This window comes from Kitasatospora sp. NPDC034035, assembly GCF_055575755.1.
Genome location: NZ_JBVISA010000023.1, coordinates 96,613 through 119,501, shown reverse-complemented (window position 1 = coordinate 119,501; position 22,889 = coordinate 96,613). Strand labels below are relative to the sequence as shown.

The 22,889-nt window shown below is 72.6% G+C and carries 16 protein-coding genes; 3 read left to right on the top strand and 13 right to left on the bottom strand.

What is annotated here, in order from left to right:
* Positions 1-27: 27 nt before the first annotated feature.
* From ACZ52J_RS28900 to ACZ52J_RS28870, 7 genes are all read right to left on the bottom strand, one after another.
* On the bottom strand, positions 28-1,773 hold the full coding sequence (locus ACZ52J_RS28900) for an acyl-CoA dehydrogenase family protein (protein WP_465622899.1): 1,746 nt from the start codon (positions 1,771-1,773) through the stop codon (positions 28-30).
* Between the two features lie 8 nt (positions 1,774-1,781).
* Entirely contained in the window at positions 1,782-2,576 is a 795-nt protein-coding gene (locus ACZ52J_RS28895) for a thioesterase II family protein (RefSeq protein ID WP_465622897.1), read from the bottom strand.
* A complete protein-coding gene (locus ACZ52J_RS28890) occupies positions 2,569-3,858 on the bottom strand; it encodes an MFS transporter (RefSeq protein ID WP_465622895.1) in 1,290 nt (429 codons plus the stop codon). The genes ACZ52J_RS28895 and ACZ52J_RS28890 overlap by 8 nt, the downstream gene beginning before the upstream one ends.
* Positions 3,855-4,061 carry an MbtH family protein gene (locus tag ACZ52J_RS28885; protein WP_360508561.1) on the bottom strand — a complete coding sequence of 69 codons (207 nt, stop codon included), beginning with the start codon at positions 4,059-4,061 and terminating at the stop codon, positions 3,855-3,857. Before ACZ52J_RS28885 ends, ACZ52J_RS28890 begins: the two co-directional genes overlap by 4 nt.
* Positions 4,062-4,095: 34 nt before the next feature.
* A complete protein-coding gene (locus tag ACZ52J_RS28880; protein ID WP_465622892.1) occupies positions 4,096-7,032 on the bottom strand; it encodes a type I polyketide synthase in 2,937 nt (978 codons plus the stop codon).
* Entirely contained in the window at positions 7,029-8,867 is a 1,839-nt protein-coding gene (locus ACZ52J_RS28875; RefSeq protein WP_465622890.1) for a non-ribosomal peptide synthetase, read from the bottom strand. The genes ACZ52J_RS28880 and ACZ52J_RS28875 overlap by 4 nt, the downstream gene beginning before the upstream one ends.
* Positions 8,868-9,438: 571 nt before the next feature.
* Complete coding sequence (locus tag ACZ52J_RS28870) at positions 9,439-10,722, bottom strand: metal-dependent hydrolase family protein (protein WP_465622888.1); 1,284 nt, start codon at positions 10,720-10,722, stop codon at positions 9,439-9,441.
* A 558-nt stretch (positions 10,723-11,280) separates the two neighbouring features.
* Between ACZ52J_RS28870 and ACZ52J_RS28865 the strand changes: the two genes are divergently transcribed.
* Positions 11,281-12,342: an alpha/beta fold hydrolase gene (locus ACZ52J_RS28865; RefSeq protein ID WP_465622887.1), complete on the top strand. Its 1,062-nt coding sequence runs from the start codon at positions 11,281-11,283 to the stop codon at positions 12,340-12,342.
* Here the strand turns inward: ACZ52J_RS28865 and ACZ52J_RS28860 are convergent.
* From ACZ52J_RS28860 to ACZ52J_RS28835, 6 genes are all read right to left on the bottom strand, one after another.
* Entirely contained in the window at positions 12,332-13,636 is a 1,305-nt protein-coding gene (locus ACZ52J_RS28860; RefSeq protein ID WP_465622885.1) for an NAD(P)/FAD-dependent oxidoreductase, read from the bottom strand. The two genes, ACZ52J_RS28865 and ACZ52J_RS28860, sit on opposite strands and share 11 nt — an antisense overlap.
* Positions 13,636-14,412, bottom strand: coding sequence for an ABC transporter ATP-binding protein (locus ACZ52J_RS28855; RefSeq protein WP_465622883.1), 777 nt, complete (start codon positions 14,410-14,412; stop codon positions 13,636-13,638). Before ACZ52J_RS28855 ends, ACZ52J_RS28860 begins: the two co-directional genes overlap by 1 nt.
* Positions 14,409-16,259 (bottom strand): dipeptide/oligopeptide/nickel ABC transporter permease/ATP-binding protein, encoded by a 1,851-nt coding sequence (locus ACZ52J_RS28850; RefSeq protein ID WP_465622881.1) that lies wholly within the window; start codon positions 16,257-16,259, stop codon positions 14,409-14,411. The genes ACZ52J_RS28855 and ACZ52J_RS28850 overlap by 4 nt, the downstream gene beginning before the upstream one ends.
* 1 nt (position 16,260) lies before the next feature.
* Positions 16,261-17,229: an ABC transporter permease gene (locus ACZ52J_RS28845; protein WP_465622880.1), complete on the bottom strand. Its 969-nt coding sequence runs from the start codon at positions 17,227-17,229 to the stop codon at positions 16,261-16,263.
* A gap of 14 nt (positions 17,230-17,243) precedes the next feature.
* Positions 17,244-18,827 carry an ABC transporter substrate-binding protein gene (locus ACZ52J_RS28840; RefSeq protein WP_465622878.1) on the bottom strand — a complete coding sequence of 528 codons (1,584 nt, stop codon included), beginning with the start codon at positions 18,825-18,827 and terminating at the stop codon, positions 17,244-17,246.
* Between the two features lie 120 nt (positions 18,828-18,947).
* Entirely contained in the window at positions 18,948-19,982 is a 1,035-nt protein-coding gene (locus ACZ52J_RS28835; RefSeq protein WP_465622876.1) for a 3-oxoacyl-ACP synthase III family protein, read from the bottom strand.
* Positions 19,983-20,332: 350 nt separating this feature from the next.
* On the opposite strand from ACZ52J_RS28835, the gene ACZ52J_RS28830 reads away from it, so the two are divergent.
* A complete protein-coding gene (locus ACZ52J_RS28830) occupies positions 20,333-22,042 on the top strand; it encodes a DUF885 domain-containing protein (protein WP_465622874.1) in 1,710 nt (569 codons plus the stop codon).
* 298 nt (positions 22,043-22,340) lie between these two features.
* Positions 22,341-22,709: a DUF5132 domain-containing protein gene (locus ACZ52J_RS28825; RefSeq protein ID WP_465622872.1), complete on the top strand. Its 369-nt coding sequence runs from the start codon at positions 22,341-22,343 to the stop codon at positions 22,707-22,709.
* Positions 22,710-22,889: the final 180 nt, after the last annotated feature.

Here is a 22,889-nt window from a genome sequence, read left to right as displayed (position 1 = left end):
GCCGGGGCGGCCTCGGATACCACCGGCTCAGCGGGCGGGTGGGGTGGCGGTGACGGTGTCGCGGAGCAGGAACTCCAGGCCGTCGCCGTGAAGCCACTGCGCGCAGGTGCCGGCGTGGTCCGGTCCGTCGGTGTCGGCCAGGCGCCGCTGGGCGTCCGCCATACGGTGGCGTGCTTCGGCGCAGAACACGTCGGCGAGGTCCTGGGCAGGTCCGGTGCCCTCGCAGTGCAGTCGGGCGGCATTGGCCAGCACTGCGGACATGCTGAACAGCTCGGCGGAGAGCTGGTTGAGCAGGATCAGCAGGCGCTCCTTGGCGAACAGCTCGTCGGGGTCGGGGTGTCGGTCCACCAGGTCGCGGCTGAGGCGGGCGAACTGCACGGCTTGTTCGGCCACGAAGCGAAGGTGGTCCCGGTTGCGCGGGGACAGGTGGGCGTCCGCTGCGGTGAGGTCGGTCGCGGCCTCGGCGATGGCCTGCGGCTTTGGGTAGTGGCGCGAGAGCAGGTGCCGGGCGGCCCAGTGGTCCACGAGGAAGTCCACCCCGCCGGCCACTCGCAGGGCACGTGCGTCGCGGAAGAACCGCTCCACCGGCAGCGGCTGAGCGCCGCGCCGGGCCTTGCTCGTTGCCGTCTCGAAGCCCTCGGCGGCCAGCAGGGACAGGGTGCGGTCGACGATGCGCCAGCTGGTCGTCGAGTTGATGTTCTTGGCCACCGTCTGCTCCGGGTCCAGGTCGATCCCCGGGTGGCGTTCCTCGGCCAGCAGGCACCACTCCACCACGCTCTCCATGGCGAAGGTTTCGGCGAGGTTGGCAGCGATGATGCGCTGGATCTCGTCGTACTGCTCCAGCCCGAGCCCGCCGACCGAACGCCGCCGGACGAACTCCCGGGACCAGTGCAGGCAGAGCCGGCCGATCGCCAGGGCGGGCGCCGAGATGGGGTACATCCGGCCTCGGACGCTGATGGTGTGCAGTTCGGGGGCCAGACGCCACTCGTCCTCGGCGGTCAGGCCGTCGAGGGTGAAGACCCGGCTGTGCGGGACGAAGACCCGGTCGAAGGTGAGGGCTGCGTTGGGCAGACCCTTGAGACCCAGGTACTCGTGCCAGGACCTGACCGTGAAGCCGGGGTCGGTGGTGTCGACGAAGAACAGCCGGATGTACTCCCGGTTCTTGTCGTGCACGGTGGCCGAGACCCTCAGCAGGCCCGCGATCGGGCCGTTCTGGATGAACACCTTCTCGCCGCTGATCCGGAATCCGGTGCCGTCCTCGGTTGGCACCGCGGTGGTGGACCGGGTCCGGTTGATCGCACCGGTGGGCTCGGTGTCGGCGTCGCCGGAGATCGCGCCCGCTGCGAGCAGCCGTTCGAGTTCGGACTTCAGCTCGCCGTCGGTCAGGATCGGCAGGTAGGCGCCGGCGCCCAGTCCGAGGTGGACGGACATGGCGTAGCAGGCGGTCACCGACCAACTGGCGGCGGCCTGGATCATCCGGAAGGCGTTGTGGGCGGACAGGCCCAGACCGCCGCGCTCGAGCGGGTCCTGAAGCTTGAAGTAGCCGCGGGCGGCGCAGGCTTCGTGGAAGCCGTCGGGCAGCTTCGCGGTGCGGTCCACCTCGGTCGGGTCGACGGTCTCTTGGAGGAAGCGCATCAGCCCGGCGACGGCGGCGTCGCCGCGGGCGTGGTCCTCGTCGGGCGGGGCGGGGAAGGGGCTGATCAGGTCCCAGCGCACGTGCCCCAGGTGGAGCTCGGCGAGGAAGCCGGCCGGGGTGATGGTGTCGTGAGTCATGTCTGCCTTCACAGGTTGGGGGAGAGCGAGTCGACAGGCGACCCGGCGTGCCGGCGGTCGGTGAGTGCGGCCTGGATCAGTGCGAGCAGGGCGGCGCGGTGCTCACGGAGGTAGAAGTGGCCGCCTGGCAGCAGGTTCAGGGCGAACGGTCCGCGGCCGTGGCCCTGCCATTGGGTGAGTTCCTCGGCAGAGAGCCGGTCCTCGGTGCCGCCGAAGACGTGCAGCGGCAGGTCAAGGGGCTCGCCGGGGGTGTGGCGGTAGCTGTCGACCAGTTCGAAGTCGCAGCGGTGCGAGGCCATCATGATCGCGAGTAGGTCCGGGTCCTCGGCCACCTCGTCGGGGAGTGAGCCGTACTGTCCCTGGACGGCGCTGAACAGCTCCCGATCGCCGAGGTGGTGGATCGGCGGCAGTCCGCGGGGCCGGTGCGGGGCCGGGCAGGCGGACAGCAACAGGCGTTCGGGGCCGGGCAGGCCGTGCTCGCGCAGGGCGCGCGCGGTCTCGTAGGCCAGCAGGGCGCCGAGGCTGTGTCCGAAGAAGGCGAACGGTGCGCGGAATGAGGCCTGTTCCACCAGATCGTGAACCAGCGGGCCGACCCGGGTGTACTGCGGATCGTCGAGCCGCGAGCCGCGGCCGGGCAGTTGCACGCCCCACACCTCGATGCCGGGCACATCGTCGCCCCAGCGGACGTACTCGGCGGCCGTGCCGCCGCTGTGGGCGAAGCAGTACAGCCGAATCGCGGCGTCGGGGCGCTTGCGGCGGTTGACCAGCCAGCGTGGGACGGTGTGCCCCGCAACGTCAGGCATGAAGGGTCTCCTGGCTCATCGGTTGGGCGGTCGGTGCGGCGTCGGGCATGGCCCGCAGTGAGTGCACGGCGGAGAACAGCAGCGGCAGCCCGGCGAGGACGCTGCCCGCACCGGCGAGCCAGAGGACGCCGCGCAGTCCGAGCGGGCCGACCAGCGCGCCTCCGAGGAACGTCCCGACGGGGATGACGCCCCAGACCACGAACCGCAGCGTCGCCGTCATGCGCCCGCGCATCGGGGCGGGGGTGACGGATTGCCGCAAGCTGATCTGGTTGATGTTGAAGACGGAGGCGCACAGCCCGGCCAGGGCCATCGCGACCGCCAGGACGGGCATCGCGGTGCCAGGGGTGGCCAGCGGCAGCAGCAGGATGGTGCCGCCCAGCCCGAAGGTGGCCCAGGTGAGCGACGGCCCGACGCCGAGGCGCCGCACCACCCGGTCGTTGGCGAGCGAGCCGAGCAGCACGCCTGCGTTCGCGATCGCGAGCGTGGTGCCCAGCCCGGCCGGTGAGAGCCGCAGGTCACGGACCGCGTAGAGCACCAGGATCGCCTGGACCATTCCGAACAGGCCGAAGAGGTTGGTGATCCCCGCACTCAACGCGATCGGGCGCAGCAGCCGATGCCGGAATACGTACCCGAGGCCGTCCTTGACCTCCGCGACCAGTCCCGGCCGGACCGCATCGCGGATCGGGCGCTCCTCCACCCGGACCAACAGGAGCAGGGCCGCCGACCCGGCGTAACTGAGCGCGTCGGCGAGCACGGCGAGTGGCGCGGTCAGCAGCTGGACCAGGAATCCGCCGGCGCTGGGGCCGGCCAGCTCGCCGGAGGTCTGGGACAGCTGCAGTTTGGTGTTGGCCTCGACGAGCTGCTCTTCGCCGACCAGGGTCGGCAGGAACGACTGTGCTGCCAGGTCGAAGAAGACCGTCATGACCCCGACCGCGAAGGCGACCGGATACAGCAGCCACAGATTCAGAACCCCGCAGAGCGCGGCCGCCGGCACGGTCAGCAGGACCGCGCAGCGGACCAGGTCTGCTGCGATCATGACGGGCCGTCGGCGCGTCCGGTCCACCCATGCCCCGGCCGGCAGGCCGACCAGCAGGAACGGCAGGTACTGCACGGCGGCCAGCAGTCCCACCTGGAACGGGGTGGCTTTCAGCACCGTCACGGCCGCGAGGGGCAGCGCGAGTTCGGAGATCTGGGCGCCGAGCACGCTGACCGTCTGGGCGGCCCACAGCCGTCGGAAGCCCTGGTGGCGCCGCAGTCCCGGCGAGGGGGCCGGTCGCGTCATCGGGCGGCCGGCCGTTCACGTATGCTCCTCGGCCGAAGGTCACTCCACAGGCCGTCGATCAGGGTGAGGCAGTCCGCTTTGCTGCCCCGTCCGCCCGTTCGCTCCCACCCGGCGGGTAGCGCCCGGCCGGCCGGCCAGATGGAGTACTGGTCCTCGGTGTTGCGGACCACCTCGTAGGTCCGGTCGTCGTTGTCCTCGAACATGGCTGTCCTTTGGGTCGGTGTGTCGCGTGACGGTTCAGGCCGGCTGCCGGGCGGCGTCGACCACCCGGGCCAGTCGGCGCGGAGCGGGGGCGGTGAAGACCTGCTTGACGGTGATGCGCACATCGAAGGCCGCGCGGACGGCAGAGGCGAGTTGAACGGCGATCAGGGAGTCGCCGCCCAGTTCGAAGAAGTCGTCCTGCGCCGCTACATGCTCCAGTCCGAGCAGTTGACCGAAGATCTGGGCGAGTTGCGTTTCGGTGTCGCCGTCCTGTGCGGGCTCCTGGACGGCCGGCGAGGGCTGGGCGGTGACGGTCGGTGCGGGGTTGTCGGTAGGGAGCGGTGAGTACTGCTGCGGGCTGAACGGGTAGGTCGGCAGCGGAGTCCGGCCCGGCCGGTGACCTTCGTGCAGCCGTGGCCAGTCGAGCTCGACGCCGGCCGCCCACAGCTGTCCGGCGGCGGCCAGCGAGGTCCGCAGGGCGGACTGCTCGCCGGCAGGGTGCGGCAGGCTGGGCAGCGCCAGGTGGCGCTCGGTGCGGGCCGGGTGCCGACGGGCCAGTGTCGTCAGGGTGAGGCCGGGGCCGACTTCGAGCAGGATCCGGTCAGGCTCGGCGAACAGGGTGGCGAGGGTGTCGCCGAAGCGCACCGCCCGGCGCATGTGGGCGGTCCAGAACTCGACGCCCGGAACGCGGTCCATGCGGACCCACTCCCCGGTGGTGTCCCCGACCCAGGGGATCGAAGGCGCCTTGAGGTCGAGTTCGGCGACCAGGGAGGCGAACCGGTCGAGGATCGGCTCCACCAGAGCGCTGTGTCCGGCGGCGGCGATGTGCAGCCGGCGCGCCTCGACACCGTCCTCCGTCAGCCGTGCGAACACCGCGTCGACCGTCCCCCGCGGCCCGGACACAACGCACTGGTTCGGTCCGTTGACGGCCGCGAGTTCCAGGCCGTCGCCGAGAAGTTCGGTGGCGTCGCGCTCGGCCAGCGGCACGGCCAGCATCGCCCCGACGGGCAGGCTCTGCAGCAACCTGCCGCGCTCGGCGACCAGCCGCAGGGCGTCGGCCAGGCAGAACACCCCGGCCACGCAGGCGGCGACGAAGGCACCGAGGCTGTGCCCGGCGACAGCCGCCGGCCGTACCCCTCGCTGCTCCCACATCCGGGCGAGCGCGTACTCCACCACGAAGACGGCCGGCTGGGCCACGCCCATGTCGCGCAGCAACTCTTCGGCCGCCGCGCTCTGCTGCTCGCCGGCAGGGTACAAGACCGCCCGCAGGTCCAGGCCGAGTGTGGGCGCGAGCTGCGCACAGCACGCGTCGACCTCGGCACGGAAGACCGGGTCGTTCTCGTACAGTTCGCGGCCCATGCCGACGTGCTGTCCGCCCTGCCCGGGGAAGACGAACGCCACCGGCCGCTCGCCGCCCACGGGCGGGTAGCCGTGGGTGCCGGCCCCGGTCAGTGCTTGGATCGCCTCGGTGTGGTCGGCGGCCACGGCGAACCGGCGGTGCACGAAGGCGCGGCGGCCGGTCTGCAGCGTCCAGGCCGTGTCGGCCAGTTCCCGGCCGGGGCCGGCGGCGCCGGCGGCCTGCCGCTGCAGGTGCTCGGCAAGCCGGGTGGCGGCGCGGTCCAGCTCGGGGGCGGTCCGGGCGGACAGCACCAGCAGATGGCTCGCAGGCGCGCCGGGCAGGCAAGGTCGCGCGGGCGGCTCCTCCAGGATCGCGTGCGCGTTGGTGCCTCCGATCCCGAACGAGCTGACCCCGGCCCGGCGGGGACCGTCGGGGCGCCACCGGTACAGTTCGGTGTTCACCACGAACGGGCCGTCCGCGAAGGGGATCTCGGGGTTGGGCGAGGTGTAGTGCAGGCTCGGCGGGACCAGGCCGTGCTGGACGGCCAGCACCGCCTTGATGAAGCCCGCCACCCCGGCGGCCGCGTCGGTGTGGCCGATGTTGGTCTTCACCGACCCGATCCGGCAGAACCCGCGCCGGTCGGTGCCGCGCCGGAAGGCCTGGGTCAGCGCGGCCAGTTCGATCGGGTCACCCAGCGGCGTCCCGGTCCCGTGCGTCTCGACGTAGCCGATGCTGTCCGGCTCGACCTCGGCCACCAGGTGGGCCGCGCGGATGACCTCGGCCTGGCCGGCCACTCCCGGAGCGGTGAAGCCCACCTTGTCCATGCCGTCGTTGTTCACCGCGGTGCCGCGCAGGACGGCACGGATGTGGTCGCCGTCCTGAACTGCGTCGGCGAGCCGTTTGAGGACCACGATGCCGACACCGTTGCCGGCCACGGTCCCACGGGCCCGGGCGTCGAAGGCCCGGCAGCGCCCGTCGGGCGAGATGACACCGCCCTCGGAGTACTCGGGCAGGCGAACCGGGACGTTGACACTGGCCCCGCCGGCCAGAGCCAGGTCGCACTCGCCGGACAGCAGTGCCTGCGCAGCGAGATGTACGGCGACCAGAGAGGTGGAGCAGGCGGTCTGCACCGTCACCGCCGGCCCGGCGAGACCGAGCCGGTGGGCGACCCGCGACGTGAGAAAGTCGATGCCGGTCGCCAGTCGCAGCTGCCACTCGCTGACCGGGCCGAGCCGGTTGCGGTGGGCCCTCAGCGTATCCAGGTACCCGGTCTGGCTACTGCCCGCATACACGCCGACCGGCCCGACACAGGAGCGGGGGTCGTACCCGGCGTCCTCCAGCGCCTCCCAGGCGCAGGTCAGGAACAGCCGCTGCTGCGGGTCGAGGATCAGCGCCTCCCGCGGCGAGTAGCCGAAGAACGCCGCGTCGAACTCGTCCGCGTCCTCCAGTACTCCGAGCGCGGGGACGTACTCGGGAGTGGACGGGTCGCCGGGGAATCGAGTGACCGATTCCGCGCCCTTGATCAGGTTGTCCCAGAACTCGCCGAGGTCACGCGCGCCCGGAAACCGCCCGGCCATCCCGACGACGGCGAGGAAGGGGCTGTCCGGATCCACCGGCTGTGCCGCCCGCGTCATCGGGCACCCCCGTCGCTCCGGCGGGCGCGGCGCTGCTGGAGCCGGGCGTGCCCGCTGCGGCGCTCATCGGCACGCTCGTCACCGAGCGCGTCGACGGCCGGCCCGGAGCCGCCGCGCAGATGGGCGGCGAGCTTGCGGATGGTCGGATGGGCGAAGAGCGCGACACCGGGAACCTGGCGTCCCAGCGCCCCGCTGAGCTTGCGCTGCACCTGAACGAGCAGCAGCGAGTGACCGCCGATCTCGAAGAAGCTGTCGTCCGGCCCCACCCGGCCGACCCGCAGCACCTCACGCCACACGGCCGCTATCTGCTCCTCCAGGCCGGTCAGCGCCACCGTCTGCGGCGCGCCGGACGTGGCGATGCCGACGGTCGGCACCAGGAGCGCCCTGTGGTCGATCTTGCCGTTCGCGGTCAGTGGCAGCTCGTCGAGCACCACGTAGGAGGCCGGGACCATCGCGGCAGGCAGACTCATGGTCAGGTGGGCGCGCAGCTGCGACGACTCGACCTCGGCAGCGACCACGTAGGCGACCAGCCGCTTGCCGTCCGTCTCATCGTCCACCGCCCGCACGTGCGCCTGACGCACCGCAGGGTGCGTGCACAGGGCCGCACTGATCTCCGCTGGTTCGACCCGCCGGCCGCGGATCTTCAGCTGGTCGTCGGCCCGCCCGACGAAGGCCAGGGCACCGTCGGCGCGAAGCACCGCGAGGTCGCCGGTGCGGTAGAGCCGCCCGCCCGGCGTCTCGCCGAACGGGTCCGGCACGAAACGGTCGGCGGTGAGCCCCGGCTGCCCCAGGTACCCGCGAGCCAGCACCGCCCCACCCAGGTACAGCTCGCCCCGGGTGCCCGCCGCAACCGGCTCCAGATCAGCGTCCAGCAGGTACGCCCGCGCCCCGGCCAGCGGCCGCCCGATCGGCAGCGTCTCCCCCTCGGGAATCGAGTCCCCGGTGAACGCCTGGAGCGTGGCGGTGATGGTGGTCTCCGTCAAACCGTAGGCGTTGACCACGGGCACCGAGGTATGCCCTCGCCAGCCGGCCAACGTACGGGTATGCCCGGTGTCGCTGCCCACGACCAGGAGGCGCAGGGCCTCGGGCACCTGCCGCGGTTCGGCGTCGAGATCGCGGACCCACTGGTCCCAGTACGGCGTCGGCAAGTTGGCCACCGTGACCCGCTCACGGCGCAGACACTCCTCCAGCTCCGCGGGCGACGGCACCGAATCGGGAGCCACCACCACCCGGGCGCCGGCCAGCAGAGTCGGGAACACCTCCTCGCCGAACACATCGAACCCCGGACCGGCGAACTGCAGCACCCGATCGGCCGCGGTCAATTCGAAGGCCGCGCCGACGGCGACCGCGTGGTTGGCCAGCGACCCGTGGGTGACGGCCACCGGCTTGGGACGCCCGGTCGAACCCGAAGTGAAGATCACATAGGCAAGGTCGCCGGGGGTAACCGCCACCGCCGGGTTCTGCGCGGACCGCCCGGCCGGCTCGCCGGCAGCCAGGTCGACCACCTCGACCCCCTCACAGCCCCCGGGCCCGATCTGCAGGGTGACACCGGCGGCCTCCAGCTGGTACCTGCAGCGCTCGGCCGGCAGCGCCGGGTCGAGCGGCAGGTAGGCGGCACCGGACTTCAGCACGGCCAGCACCGCCGTCACCAGTTCACGCCCGCGCGGCAGGTTCACCGCGACCACGCTCTCGGCGCCCGCACCGCGCTCCACCAGCACTCCGGCCAGCCGGTTGGCGGCAGCGTCAAGCCCCGCATACGTCGCGCACCCGTCGCGGTCGACGACCGCCACAGCATCTGGGCTGGCCCGTACCCGCTCCTCGAACAGCTGCGGCACACAGACCACGGCACGCGGACCGGCCGGTTCGAGCGCGGTAGCGGCTCGACTCTCATCCTCTTGACTCAGTTCAGGCCTCACGAGGCCAACTCCTCTCCAAAGTGGCGCATGTAGCAGTCCGCCGGACAACGGACGGGCGCAGGCCCCGGCCGCGCCGCCCGTCCGAAGCGAACTCGACCCGGCGGGGCGGGGCTTCAGGAAGCCAAAGGGAAACCGGGCGGGGTCATTCCGGGCCTTCGAAGTCACGGCAGCTGTAGATGGCTGCCGTTGAGCTTTCGGTCGATAGCGTGTCCGCTGATCCGGGTTGCTGCCGAAGAACGTAGGAAGCGCCGGTAGACATCCGATCAACGGGCACGGGAGACATGACACCTATGTGCTGTCCGGGATCGGCGCAGGATTCCAGTGGAGAACCCTCTGCCTCCGACACGGCTGAGCCGCTCCACCGAACCGCCGAGGGCGCCCTGGGTCGTGATCGAGGTTCTCGCGCGCAGGGATCGTGACCTGGCTCGGCGATCCGGTCCGTCTGGAGGCGGGCTGTCCGGTGCCGTGGGCAGGTGGAAGCAGGTGCGGGTCAGTCGAGTTCGTTCTTGTGGACCATGCCGCCCTTGATGATGAGACGCAGGTTGCGTTCGGGATCGGCGAGGACGGACAGGTCGGTGGTCGGGTCGCCGTCGACCACCAGGAGGTCGGCCCATGCCCCGGGCGCGATGACGCCGAGCCGCGCCGCGCGGTAGGGGTCGCGGCGGCCGGACAGGCGGAACAGTTCCGCGTTGCCGGAGGTGGCGGTCCTCAGGACGTCGACCGGGCTGAGGTGGGTGCCGAGTCGGACCAGCATCTCGTTCTGCCGATGGGCCTTCCCGGGATCGAGTACCAGGTCGGTGCCGAAGGCCAGTCGAACGCCGTGCTGTACGGCCCAGGCGAGGGCGCGGGAGCCGCCCTCGCAGACCTCGCGGTTCTTGTGGTCGCTGTCCGGGGAGTCGTAGTGGTGGTCGTCTACCTCGAACGGCTGGGTGCTCAGCCACACGTCCTTCTCCGCGAGGTAGCGAATGGTGTCCTCGTCGACGAGGTGCCCGTGCTCGATGCAGCGCACGCCGGCCTCCACCGCGCGGCGGACGCCCTCGGAGGTGTAGACGTGCACGCTCACGTAGGTGCCCCAGTCCGAAGCCGCGGCGACGGCGGCCCCCAGCTCTGCAGCGGTGAACTGCAGCACGTCCAGCGGGTCGTAGTCGGAGATGACGCCGCCGCCGGCCATCAGCTTGATCTGGGTCGCGCCCTTCTTGAGCTGCTCGCGTACTGCTGCGAGAACTCGGTCCGGTCCGTCGGCCACTCTGGTGAACCCGATCTGTTCGGATCGGGCCGGCGGCCCGCCCAGTGCGGTCGGGGCGTCGTGGACCGTCCCGAAGTCGCCGTGGCCGGCGGTCTGGGAGATGGCCGCCTGGCTCGGGTAGATCCGTGGGCCCGGGAACAGCCCGCGGTCGAGAACCTGCCGCAGCGGTTCGGTGTCACCGGCCATGTCCCGCACCGTGGTGAAGCCGCGCATCAGCATGTCGCGGGCCGCCGCCAGAGCCTGGTAGTAGACGGTGCCGGTCGGCGCGCCTCGCAGGTTCGCCATGGTGCTGCCGGTCGCGAACAGGTGGACGTGCGCGTCGGTGAGGCCGGGGAGCAGGACGCGGCCTCCGCCGTTGAGCACCGTCGCGCCTGCGGGGATTCCGCGCGGGAATGGGCGGCCCGGCACCACCTCCGCGATCCTGTCCCGGTCGACCCGGACGTACCCGGGTATCGATTCCTCTCCGATCCCGTCGAAGACGCGCACGTTCGTCACCAGCAGCCCGGGCCCCGAGTCGTCGACAGCCATGTCGCCATCTTCGGCTGGTCACGGAGCCGGGACCAGCGGGACGGACTGATTCCCCGGTCCGACTGCGCCCGCTTGTCAGCCGACCGGCCCAGCCGCGCGGGCGTCCCTGGACCCGGGCTGGTGGGTGGGCCGTGGGACGCGTTTGCCCAGGTGGGGGCGGACCGGGTGGCGCTTGGGGCTGTGGCGCCGGGCGCCACCGCGGTGCTGTTGTCCGTGGGCTTGGCACCCTGGCGCCGGCGGTCCGGAGGGGCGGGAGAACCCCCCGCCGGGGCGGCTGGTGGTCGTGGGCGCCTACCGGGCCGGTATTCGAAGGCGCTGCGGTGAAGGAGTCGTCCACCAGGGCGACGTCGAAGCAGGGCACGGCGCCGACACCGTACTCGGCGGCGTGTTCGAGCTGGGTGAGTGGGACAGACACACCCGGGGGATCACGTGCGGTGCGTTTGTCGCACGATTGCGGGGGCGGTCCGGCGTTGAGCCAGGTGGACGGGGGGATGACACTGGCAGGGATCGGGTTTCGAGTGCCGTTGCGGAGGACCGATGCGACGGGACGGACGGGTCGTGAACTCCTTGCTCGCACTGCTGAGCCGGGACTGGCTTGGACTGCCGGTCGCGGTGCTGGTGGTGGCGGCGGGTGGCGGGCTGCTCGGGGTCGGCGCGGCATGGGCGGCGGCGCTCGGTGGCATGGCGATGGCTGTCGGTGTGCTGCTGGCGGCAGGATCCGTTCGTCACCTGGTGCTGGTGGCCCACGAGGGGCGGCGGGATCCCCCACCGGGGCTGTTGGTCGACGTGGGCGGTCACCGGATGCACGTCCTCGCCGAGGGGGAGGCCGGGGGCGGACCGACGGTGGTCTGGGTACCCGGCGGACACGCCCCTGGTGAGGAGTTCCGGGAGCTGCACACGATGCTGTCGGCAAGGGCGCGGTCGGTGCTGGTCGACCGCCTCGGGACGGGCTGGAGCGATGTCGGGCCCTTCCCGCGGACGACGGCGGTCGAGGCCGAGGAGTTACTGGCGGCGCTGGAGGGGGCGGGGGAGCATCCCCCCTTCGTGTTCGTCGGCCATTCCTTCGGTGGGCTGTTGGTCGCGAACGTGGCCAGGCGCCGGCCGGAGCTGGTGGCCGGGCTCGTGCTACTGGATCCGACGCCGCTGGAGGTCATCGCCTTCGCGCCGCCCAGCCGGCAGCTCGCGGCGATGCGTCGCGGCTTCCTGCTGACGGCGGTGCGGCAGCTGTTCGGCGCCCATCACGCCCCCGGGAGCCGGGCAGGACAGGGCTGCGCCGCCGCGTCGATCTTCGCCGAGCTGTCGCCGTCGGGGTTGGCGGGAGTGGGTTGGGAGACCGTGGTGTACGACGGTGATCTCGGTGACCTGCCGCTGGTGCTGGTGATACCCCGGGACCTCATCGGCGGCGAGGCGGTGCTGGCCGGCGCCCGGGACGCGGTCGAGGCCGAGCGGATCAGTCGCTTCTATCTCCGGAGCAGGACGCGGTACCTGGCGGCGTCGACGGCGTCCCGGCTGGTGCACACGCCGGAGGGGACGGGCCACGACTTTCCGCACGAGGCGCCCGAGTTCGTGGTCGGTGTGGTCGCGGAGCTGGTGCGGGAGCTGCGTGTGATCAGCCCATGACGTTCCGCGCGGGGTCCGCCCGGTTCGGGCGGTGGCGGGAGAAGGACCCCAGGTTCACGGCGTTGCCGGTGTGGTCGCCGCGGTAGCGGAGGGGCTCGTGGTCGTGGTCGTGGCCGGCCTCGATCCGGTCGACCAGGGTGGCGAGGAAGCGGCCCACCAGTGGAGCGTTCTTGAACTGGTTGCCGCTCGTCCCCATGGCGACGTAGTAGCCGTCCAGCGCGGTGCGGTCGTAGATCGGGGTCCAGTCGTCGGCGGCGTCGTACACCCCGGCGACACCGAGCGGCCGGTTGGGGACGCCGATCTCCGGGAAGCGGCGGGCTGCCCGGGTCACCTGGGTGCGGAAGCGGCGGGCGGTGGGGCGGGGGTCGGCTTGGTCCGGGTCGTCGATCCACTCCGGCCGGTCGCAGGCCGGCTCGGTACCGCCGACCAGGAGGTGGCCGCCGGGAGCCGACCGCAGGTAGGTGCCGAGGTCGAGGTCGGCGACGAGGGGGAAGGGGCCGGTGGGGCGGCTGCTCGGCGCGGCGATCTGGTGGACCTCCTCGCGCAGCGGGCGGACGCCGATCGTGAAGTCGCTGCCGACGTCGGCCAGCCGGTTGAGGCCTCCTGACCACGGGCCGGCGGCGTTGACCACGACCGCCGCGGCGATCCGGGTGCCGTCGGCCAGGCGGACGCCCGTCACCCGGTCGGCGTCCCGGTCCACGGCCACCACGGCCCGGTGGAACAGGAAACCCGCGCCCAGCTCGCCCGCCGCGTCCGCGAGGTTCTGGGCGGCGAGCTGAGGGTCGTCGACGAACCCGGCGTCCGGGGTGAACAGTGCGCCGAGCTCGCCGGACGGTCCGGCGAAGAAGGCGTCGTCGTCCACCGGCTTCGGCGGCCAGTACCGCCCGGGGTCGATCCCGGGCAGGTGTCGGCGCAGCGCGGCGGCGTCCCACCGTTCGTACGGGACGCCGGCGCGGTCGAACAGGGCGGTGACCTCCGTGGGGTCGGCGGCGGGGGAGTCGAGCAGTACGGCGCCGGTGCGGTGGAACGCGGCGAGCGGGCGGCGGCCGGTGAGTCGCAGGTGCTCGGGCCAGGATGTCCAGAGGTGCCGGGATTCCCACGCGGTGGCGACGCCGTCGAAGGTGGAGTAGTTGAACCGGATGATCGCACTGGAGGCGCTGGTGGAGCCGTGGCCGGCGGCGCCCGCCTTGTCCACGACGACCACACGGCGCCCGGTGCGGGCGAGTTCGAGGGCGATGGCGGCGCCGATCACTCCGGCTCCGACAACTACGGCGTCCGCTCGGTGACTGGTCATCAGGTCCTTCGGAACGGCAGGCGGGGCACGGAGTCGAGCAGCTCCCGGGTGTACGGGTGCTGCGGGGCGCCCAGCAGGGCCTCGGTGGGGGCGGTCTCGACGATCCGGCCGTGCCGCATGACCGCCACCGCGTCGGAGACGTGGCAGACCGCGGCCAGGTTGTGGCCGATGAACAGCATCGACAGTCCGAGCCGCCGTTGGAGTTCGCGGATCGTGTTGAGGACGGAGGCCTGCACCGAGACGTCGAGGGCCGAGGTGATCTCGTCCGCGATCAGCAAACCCGGTCCGACGGCCAGGGCGCGGGCGATGGCGACCCGCTGGCGCTGGCCGCCGGACAGCTGGCGCGGCAGGCGGTCGGCGAACCGGGGGTCCAGGCCGACGAGGCTGAGCAGGCCGGTGACGCGCTCGGTACGGGTCGGACGATCGAGCCGGTGGAAGGCGGTGGCCGCCTCGACCAGGGACTGACGGACCGTCATTCTGGGGTTCAGTGCGGTGTCCGGGTCCTGGAGGACGATCTGGACCTGACGGCCGAGCCGACGCCGGTCGCGGACGGTGCGGACCCGGACTTCCCGGCCGTCGAGCAGGATCCGGCCACCGTGCACGGGCGTGAGTCCGACGATCGCGCGGGCCAGGCTCGACTTCCCGGAGCCGGACTCGCCCACGAGGCCGAGCGTGGTGCCCGGCGGGATCTCCAGCGACACCCCGTCGACGGCGGCGACCGGGCCGCGCGGGCTGTGGTGGCGGACGGTGAGGTCGCGGACCTGAAGGGTGGTCATGGGGCGAGGACCTCCACCGGCACCGGGTTCCAGCACGCGACCCGGTGCTCCGCGTCGAGCTCTCCCAGCGGCGGGGTCTGCTCGGCACAGTGGTCCCGACGGTGCGGGCAGCGGGGCTCGAACGGGCAGCCCGGGGCGGGCGCCAGCGGGTCGGGTGGTGCGCCCTCCACCGTGGGCAGGGGCCGGTCGCGGTCCGCCGCGAGGTCCGGTACCGAGGCGACCAGGGCCCGGGTGTAGGGGTGCCGGGTGCCGTCGGCAAGGCGGCCGGCAGGCAGGGACTCGACGATGGTGCCCGCGTACATCACCAGGACGCGGTCGCAGAACTCGCCGACCAGCGCGACGTCGTGGCTGATGAACAGGACGGCGGCGGCGGTATCGCGCCGGATGTCGGAGAGCAACCGGGTGATCTGCCGCTGCACGGTGACGTCGAGCGCGGTGGTCGGCTCGTCGGCGATGATCAGGCCGGGCCGCAGCATCAGCGCGGCGGCGATCATCACTCGCTGGCGCTGGCCGCCGGAGAGCTGGTGGGGACGCGAGCGCAACGTGGCCGGGGGAAGGGCGACCCGGCGCAGGGCGTCGGCGGCCTCCGACAGCGCCTGGGCGCGGCTCGCGCCGCGGTGGGCTCGGACGGCCTCGGTGAGCTGGGTGGAGATCCGCAGGGACGGATTGAGTGCGGAGGCCGGGTTCTGGAAGACCATCGCCAGGCTGGTCGCGAGGTGGTGCTCGCGTTGCTTCCGCGTCATGGTGGCGGGGTCGGCACCGAGCAGGTGGAGGGCGCGCCGGGTGACGCGGGCCCGTTCGGGGAGCAGGTCGGCGATGGCGAGTGCGGTGAGTGACTTGCCGGAACCGGACTCGCCGACGAGCCCGACGATCTCGCCGGGGCGCAGGGAGAGGCTCACGTCGCGCACGGGCCTGATCACCCCGTCCGGGGTGGGGAGTTCGACGGACAGGTGCTCGACCTGGAGGGCCAGGTCGTCCTCGGCGGGCCGGTTCGGGGCGGGCGGTGGCGCGGGCGTACGGGGTGCCGGGCCGCGACGGGCGACGCCACCGGCCAGGACCTCGCCGAGCAGTTGGAAGGCCAGGGCCGCGTAGAGGACCGCCAGGCCCGGGGCGAGCGCGGGCAGCGGTTCGGCGTAGATCCGGTCGAGCCCCTGGTTGAGCAGCTGCCCCCAGTCGTAGTCGGGCGGCTGGACGCCTAGTCCGAGGAAGCTCAGCCCGGAGAGCGCGACGAGGGCCGTGCCCGCGGCCGTGGTGGTGGCCAGCAGCAGGGGCTCGGCGATGTTGGGCAGGACGTGCCGCCACAGCAGCCGGTGTCGGCGCAGGCCGAGGACCCGGGCCGCGGCCAGGTGGTCGGTGCCGGCCACCGCGGCGGAGAGCGTCTGGGCGAGCCGGGCGAAGCCGGGGACGCCCGCGACGGAGAGGGCGAGCACCGCCGCGCCGGCGCCCGCGCCGAACACGACGGCGAGGAACATCGCGACCAGTAGCGCGGGGAAGGCGAGCAGCAGGTTGATCAGGGAGGTGAGCAGCCGACGGGCGCGGCGGCCGACGACGGCGGTGGCCGCGCCGAGCAGGATGCCGCCGGTGGCGCCGATCAGGGTGGCGGCCAGTGCCAGCAGCAGGGAGGGCCGGGTGGCGGTCAGGACCCGGGCGAGCACGTCCCGGCCGAGGTTGTCGGTGCCGAACGGGTGGGCTGTGGAAGGGCTTTGGAGTACCGCGAAGGGGTCGGGGCGGTCGGCCGCGGTGCCCCACAGGAGTGGAGCGGCCAGCGCGAGGACGAGCAGCGACGTCAGCATGACCGCCGAGGTCCAGGCCATCGGTGAGCGGAGGTACCTGGGGGGAAGGGTCATCTCAGCTCTCCCGGATCGTCGAACGAGGGTCCATCAGCGCGAGCAGCACGTCGACCATGAGGCCGGAGAGCAGCACGGTGGAGCCCAGGATCAGCACCATCGCCTGGATCACCGGGTAGTCCTGGCTCACCACGGACTGGGCCATCGCCGATCCGATGCCGGGCCAGGCGAACACCTTCTCGACCAGTACGGTGCCGGCGATCATGGCGGGCAGCAGGCTCCCGGCGACGGTGAGCGCGGCGGTGGCCATGTTGGGCGCGGCGTGCCGCAGGTAACGGTGGGCGGGGGACAGTCGTTTGCCGCGGGCGGTGCGCAGGTAGTCCTGGCCCAGTACCGTCAGCGCCTCGACCCGGACGATGCGCGCCAGGACAGCCGTGGGTGCGAGGGCGAGAGCGAGGACCGGCAGGACGAAGGACTCGGCTCCCGTCGTACCGGCCACCGGCAGCAGTTGGAGGCCGACGGCCAGCAGCGCGGTGAGCCCGGCGGCCAGCACGAAGTCCGGCACCCCGGCCAGGCAGGCGGTGGCCGCGGTGAACGCCAGCTCGCTGCGGGGGTGCCGGCCGTCGCGCGTGCGGACGGCAGCGAGTAGCCCGCCGGGCAGGGCGACGGTGAGGGTGACCAGGAAGGCCAGGCCGGCGATCTCCAGGGTGGCCGGCAGCCGGGTCTGGACCAGTTCGGCGACCGGCGTGCCGGTGACCAGCGAGGTCCCGAGGTCGCCGTGCGCCAGGCCGGCCAGGTAGTGCCGATACTGGGCGAGGAAGGGTGCGTCGAGGCCGAGTCGGTGCCGGCGGGCGGCGACCAGGGCGGGGGCGGCGTCGACGCCGAGCGCGGCGCGGACCGGGTCGCCCGGGACGAGCCGGACCATCGCGAAGGACGCGGTGAGCACGACCCCGAGGGAGACGAGCAGCCGGGCGGTGCGGCGGCCGAGGAAGGCCGCCCACGGGCGCCGCAGCAGCTGGGGCAAGGACACGACGGGCCCCCCGGTCAATGGTGGAGGCGGATGCTGGTGGGGACGATCTGGCCGCCGAAGGTGGTGGCGAAGGTGGTGCGGTAGCCGTACACGGTGCTCCGGCCGTCGGCGATCGGCAGGGCGTCGGCCGATCGGAGGAGTGCGGCGGAGGCCCGGTTCCAGGTGCCGCAGCCTTCGGTGTCCGGCTCCCGGAGGGCCTGGGCGACCAGGGCGTCGTACTCGGGGTTGGCGACGCCCGCGAAGTTGAGGCCCTGCGCGGGAGTGGGGCCGGAGAAGAACGGGATGAAGCCGACCGGCAGGGCGAAACCCGGCGTGCTGCCGACCACGATGTCGAATTCGCCGCTCTGGTACATGGCGTTGACGAGGGCGGGCAGGCTTTCGGTGACCAGTTCGACGTCTGCGCCGAGCGCTGTCCAGGTCCGGGCCATCAGTTCGGCGGCGGGTGGCAGGGTCGGTCCGAGGTCCGGGCTGGTGATCAGGCGCAGCCGGAGCGGTCGGCCGCCCTTGGTCAGTCGGCCGTCCGGGGCGCGGGTCCAGCCGGCGGCGCGCAGGGTCTCGGCGGCGTCCTGCGCGGGCAGGTTGGCGGCGGCGAGGTCGGCGTGGCAGACGGCGCCCTCGGCACCGAAGTCGGTGGCGGGCCGGCCGGTGCCGCCGACGGCGACGTTGGCGAGGCCTTGGCGGTCGAGGGCCGACACCAGGGCGCGGCGTAGCGCCGGGTCGGCGAGGGGGCGGCCGGGGCGCTGGTTGAAGAAGGTCAGCCCGACCACCGTTGCCACGTCCTCGGTGGCCAGGCCGTGGCCGGCGAGCCGGGCCCGGTCGGGCCCGTTCACGCTCGCGATGTCGACGCCCCCGGTGAGCAGCAGGTTCGCGGCGGTGGAGGCTTGGGGCACGACCGAGAGGGCGATCCGGGCCGGCAGGCCGGGGGTGGCGGTGGTCGCGCCGGCCGGGCCCCAGGTGTAGCCCTCGCGGACGGAGAACTCGTAGGGCCCGCCGAGGGAGTAGCGGGTGAGCACGTACGGGCCGGTGCCCTGGGTGGTGCGGTCCAGTGCCTCGGGCCGGTCGAGGCCGGCGGGGCAGACGATCGGCAGCAGCCCGAGGGTACGGGTGAGAAACGGGAAGGGCGCGGCGGTGGTCGCCGACACGGTGCCGGCCCGGTCGTCGGAGCTTGCGGTGAACGGGACGTTGGGGAGGACGGTCTGGGCGCCGGCCAGCTGGTTGGCCGGGTCGCCCGCGTAGGTCAGCGCCCGGGCCACGGCGGAGGCGGTGAGCGGGGTGCCGTCGGAGCAGGTGATGCCCTGGCGAAGAGTGAAGGTGGCCGCGGTGGTGGTGGACTGCCAGGAGGAGGCGAGGCCGGAGACCACGGTGCCGTCGGGGGTGGTGTTGACCAGCGAGTCGTAGGCGTAGCGGGCCTGACCGGACCCGAAGGTGGAGTACGGGTTGAAGCTCGGCGTCTCGCTGGACTCGGCGATCCGGACGGTCCCGTGGTCGACGAGCGCCCCGCTCGTCGAGGACCGGGCGGCGCCTCCGCAGCCGGCCACCGCGATGGCGGTGACGGCGGCGGCGACCGCCCGGGCGGTCGGCTGGGTACGACGGGGCATGGGCGTCATGGTGTCACCGAGTGTTGTCGCTGGCGAGTCAACTCGCTTGTTCTGCACAGGTGTTCGGGTTGCATTGGAGGGCGGGACCGCTTCGGATATTCCTTCCTGGGGTGATCGGGGTCAGGCGTGCCGGAGGCAGAGGGTGCCCCATTGGAAGCCCGCGCCGATCCCGGACAGGACGTAGGTGTCCCCTGGCCACAGGTCGCCTGCGGCGACGGTCGAGTGGAGCGCGGTGAACAGGCCGGCTGATCCGGTGTTGCCGAGCCGGTCGACGGTGACGGGAACGCGATCGTGCGGCACGTCCAGGGCGTTCATGGTTTCGGTGAGGATGTTCAGGTTGGCCTGGTGCAGGAAGTAGTGCCGGATCCCGGCGACCGGTACGCGGGCCTGCCGGGCCGCGCTGGTGATGCTCTCCGGCAGACGTGTGGTGGCGGTGTCCCAGACGGCGCGGCCGTTCATCCGCAGGTAGTGGGCGCCGGCCGCCAGGGTGGCGGAGGTGGTGGGCAGGCGGGAGCCGCCGGCGGGGACCTGGACGTCGTAGGAGAGCTGGGAGCCCAGGTCGTAGGAGAGCAGCCCCGCCCCGGCGGTCTCGCTGCGGGTGAGCACGACGGCGGCTGCGGCGTCGCCGAAGAAGACGCCGGTGGTGCGGTCCGTGGGGTCGGTGATCCTGGAGGCGCAGTCGGCTGCGAGGACCAGGACGGTGCTGATGGAGGGGTTCTGCAGCAGGTGGGCGGCGATCAGCACGGCTTGGACTCCGGAGGCGCAGGCCGCCTGGGTGACGTCCAGGGCCAGGGCCCGGTGGGCGCCCAGGGCGTCCTTGACGATCAGCGCCGTGGACGGCAGGGGCTGGTCCCAGGTGTACGTTGCGACGATCACCGCGTCCAGCCGGTCGGGGGTGGCGCCCGCAGCGTCCAGGGCCTGGTGTGCGGCGTCGACGCACATGTCGGAGGTGGCCAGCTCCGGGGCCAGGCGGCGGCGTTCACGGATGCCGGTGCGGCTGGTGATCCATTCGTCGGTGGTGTCCAGGGTGCGGGTCAGCTGCTCGTTGGTGATGACGGTCGGGGGCAGGTGCATTCCGGTCCCGGCGATGGCGAACGGGACGGGTAACCCCGTGCCGGTGTGGTGGTGCACGGGCGTGTCCTGGGTGAGGGTCATGTGACGGTGCTCCGCTCGGGCGCGATCGAGGACCTCCGGGGCGGCGTGGAAGCGCCCGGAGGAGCAGGGCTCGCCGAGCACGGTATGCGGGGTGGCCGGGGCTGTGAGGGCGCGGACCCGTCCTGGTGCGTCCCACGCTTGTCACGCACCAGCCGTTGCCTCACGAACAGAACGCCTGTACGTAAGGTGATTTCCGGATGTCCAGGTTGATGCGGCCTTCCGTATGGGGCGTGGCGGCACCTGCGCGGAACGTGCGGAGGTCGCTGTCTCCCGGCCGGAGGTCGCCCGTTCGAGGGGCGAGCGGCGGCTGTACCGCGGACCGGGCGGCCGAACGCCGCCACACTGGCCGTATGAGCACGAGTGCGAACGGACCGGGCCGGGAAATCGGCCATCTGGTGGACCGCTACTGGGCGTTCCTGCTGGAGCGCGATCCACTGCTGAGAGTCCGCCAGGGGCTCCCGGTCGAGACACTGCCCAGGGCGTCCCTCGCCGAGGCGGAGGAGCGGGCGCGGTTCGCCAAGAAGGTGCTGGGCCGGGTGCGGGCGCTCGACGGCGCGAGGCTGTCCGGTGCCGACGCCGACACCGCCGCGTTCCTCACGGGGCTGGCCGAGCAGGAGCTGCGCGCCCACCGCTGCTACTGGCTGACGCCCGTGGCCACGCCGTACCGGCTGTTCCCGCTGTCGCTGTACACCGACGCGGTGCTGCGCCCCTTCCGGTTCGCGGAACCGCCGGACTGCGAGCGGTACTTGGGGCTGGTGCGCGAGCTGGCTGGGGTGATCGGCTCGATCGGGGACAAGGTGGTGGGTCAGGCGGCGCACGGCTTCCGGGTGCCCGTCCCGGCACTGGCCGGGGCACGCGCCACGCTCGAGGGCCTGCGGGCGTCGGCGACGGGCCGGGCGGAGGTGGCCGAAGAGCGGCTCGCCGGGCTGGGGGCGGCCGCACGCGGGCGTGTCCGGGACGGCGTACGGCGGCTGGTGGAGGCCGAGTTGACGCCGGCCTTCGACCGGCTGCTCGCCGTCCTGGACGACCCGGCCTATCTGAGCTCGGCGCCGCAGACCGTCGGCTGGGCGCAGTACGAGGGCGGGGAGGAGGCCTACCGGGAGTTCGTCCGGATCCACAGCGGGGGCGACGCGACGCCAGAGCGGCTGCACGCGCTCGGCCGCGAGCAGTGCCAGGAGCTCGCCGAGCGGATGCGGGAGGTCCGCACCGCCCTCGGATTCCCGGGCCCCGAGGTTGAGTTCCACGAGCGGCTGCGGACCGAGCCCCGGCTGTACGCCCGGACGCCGGAGGAGGTCGAGGCCCGTTACCGCGGCCATCTCGACCGGCTGGCCCCGGTGCTGCCGCGCTTGTTCGCCACCCTGCCGCGTGCGCCGTACGGGCTGGCCCGGCTGGACCCGGCGCTGGAGCCGGGGATGACCTTCGGCTACTACGAGGCTCCGACCGCGGCCGATCCGGTCGGGCGCTACCGCTACAACGGTTCGGACCTGGAGCGCAGGTCCCTGCTCGGCTCGGCCTCGCTGATCCTCCACGAGCTGGCTCCGGGGCACCACTTCCACCTCGCCCGCCAGGCGGAGGACCGGTCGCTGCCGCAACTGCGGCGAGAGGCAGCGGAGTTCGGTGCTTTCAACGAGGGCTGGGCCGAGTACGCGGCGGGCCTCGGCTGGGAGGCGGGTCTCTATGCGGATCCATGGGACGCCTATGGGCGCCTGGCACAGGAGCGGTTCACCGCCCAGCGCCTCGTCGTCGACACCGGGCTCAACCTCGGGACGATGAGCCTGGAGCAGGCGCGGGAGTTCATGAGCGCCAACTCCACCGAGTCGGACGGCCAGATCGCCTCTGACCTGCTTCGCTACTCGACGGACCTGCCCGGTCAGGCGCTCTCCTACCGGGCCGGCTTCCTGGAGTTCGGCCGGCTCCGGTCGTGGGCCGAGGCGGAGCTGGGGGCCGGGTTCGATGTGCGGGCCTTTCACGAGGCGGTACTGGGGGGCGGGGCGTTGCCGTTCGCGGGACTGCGGCGGAGGGTGGCGCGTGAACTCGGCCTTCCAGGCGATCCCGAATGAGTATGAAAAGCAGGTAAGCGTATTGGCCTGTGTAGGGGTGCGCTGCAATTCAGGGTGCGGGAGAAGGCCATAAACGCTCACAAGAGTGAACCGGCGGAGGCTGCTTGGCTCTGGCGGGCATGGTTCGACTACGGTGGCAGAGAGATCGGGCGGCGAGTGCCGTGTGCGGTAATTCGGTCCGGTAGGTGCATCCCGGATTCCGAGGTGGAATGCTTCCGTCCGCCCGGCTGTTCGCTGCTCCGGTGTTCGCAGTGTCCGGGTTCCCTGTCATACCTATGTGTAGAGAGGATGGAGCATCATGCCGCCCGTAGTACCGCCCTTCCTGATCGGCCTCGTCGTCGCACCCCTGGCCAAGCGTCTGCTCAAGCCGCTGCTGCGCGGAGTCGTCAAGACGTCCGTCGGCATCGCGATGGAGGTGAAGAAGGCCGCCCACGAGGCCGGGGAGAACATCCACGACCTCGCGGCCGAGGTGGCCGCCGACATGGTGGCGGCCCAGATCGTCGCCGGTGACACCGGAGCCCGTGCGGGTGACGGTCAGCACACCGACGAGAACGGCGCCCCGAGCGCCGCGAAGGACGAGGCCGTCGAGCGGGCCCGACGGGCCGCCGAGGAGGACCCGAGGGCCCCCAAGATCCGTGCGACCGCAGGCGCCGGCAAGGCGAACTGACGGCCCGTCCGGAACCCAGGCCGCCGTCGGGTGCGCATTCCGATGAATTTCGAAGGGATGCGCCCCGACGGCGGCCGACTGCAGGCCGGTCAGCCGCAGCGCATTCGTCGCCAGACTTTCCCACTCCGCCGTCGCAATCCGTCGTATCAGAGACGGTTTTCCGCGACCTCCGCAAACAGG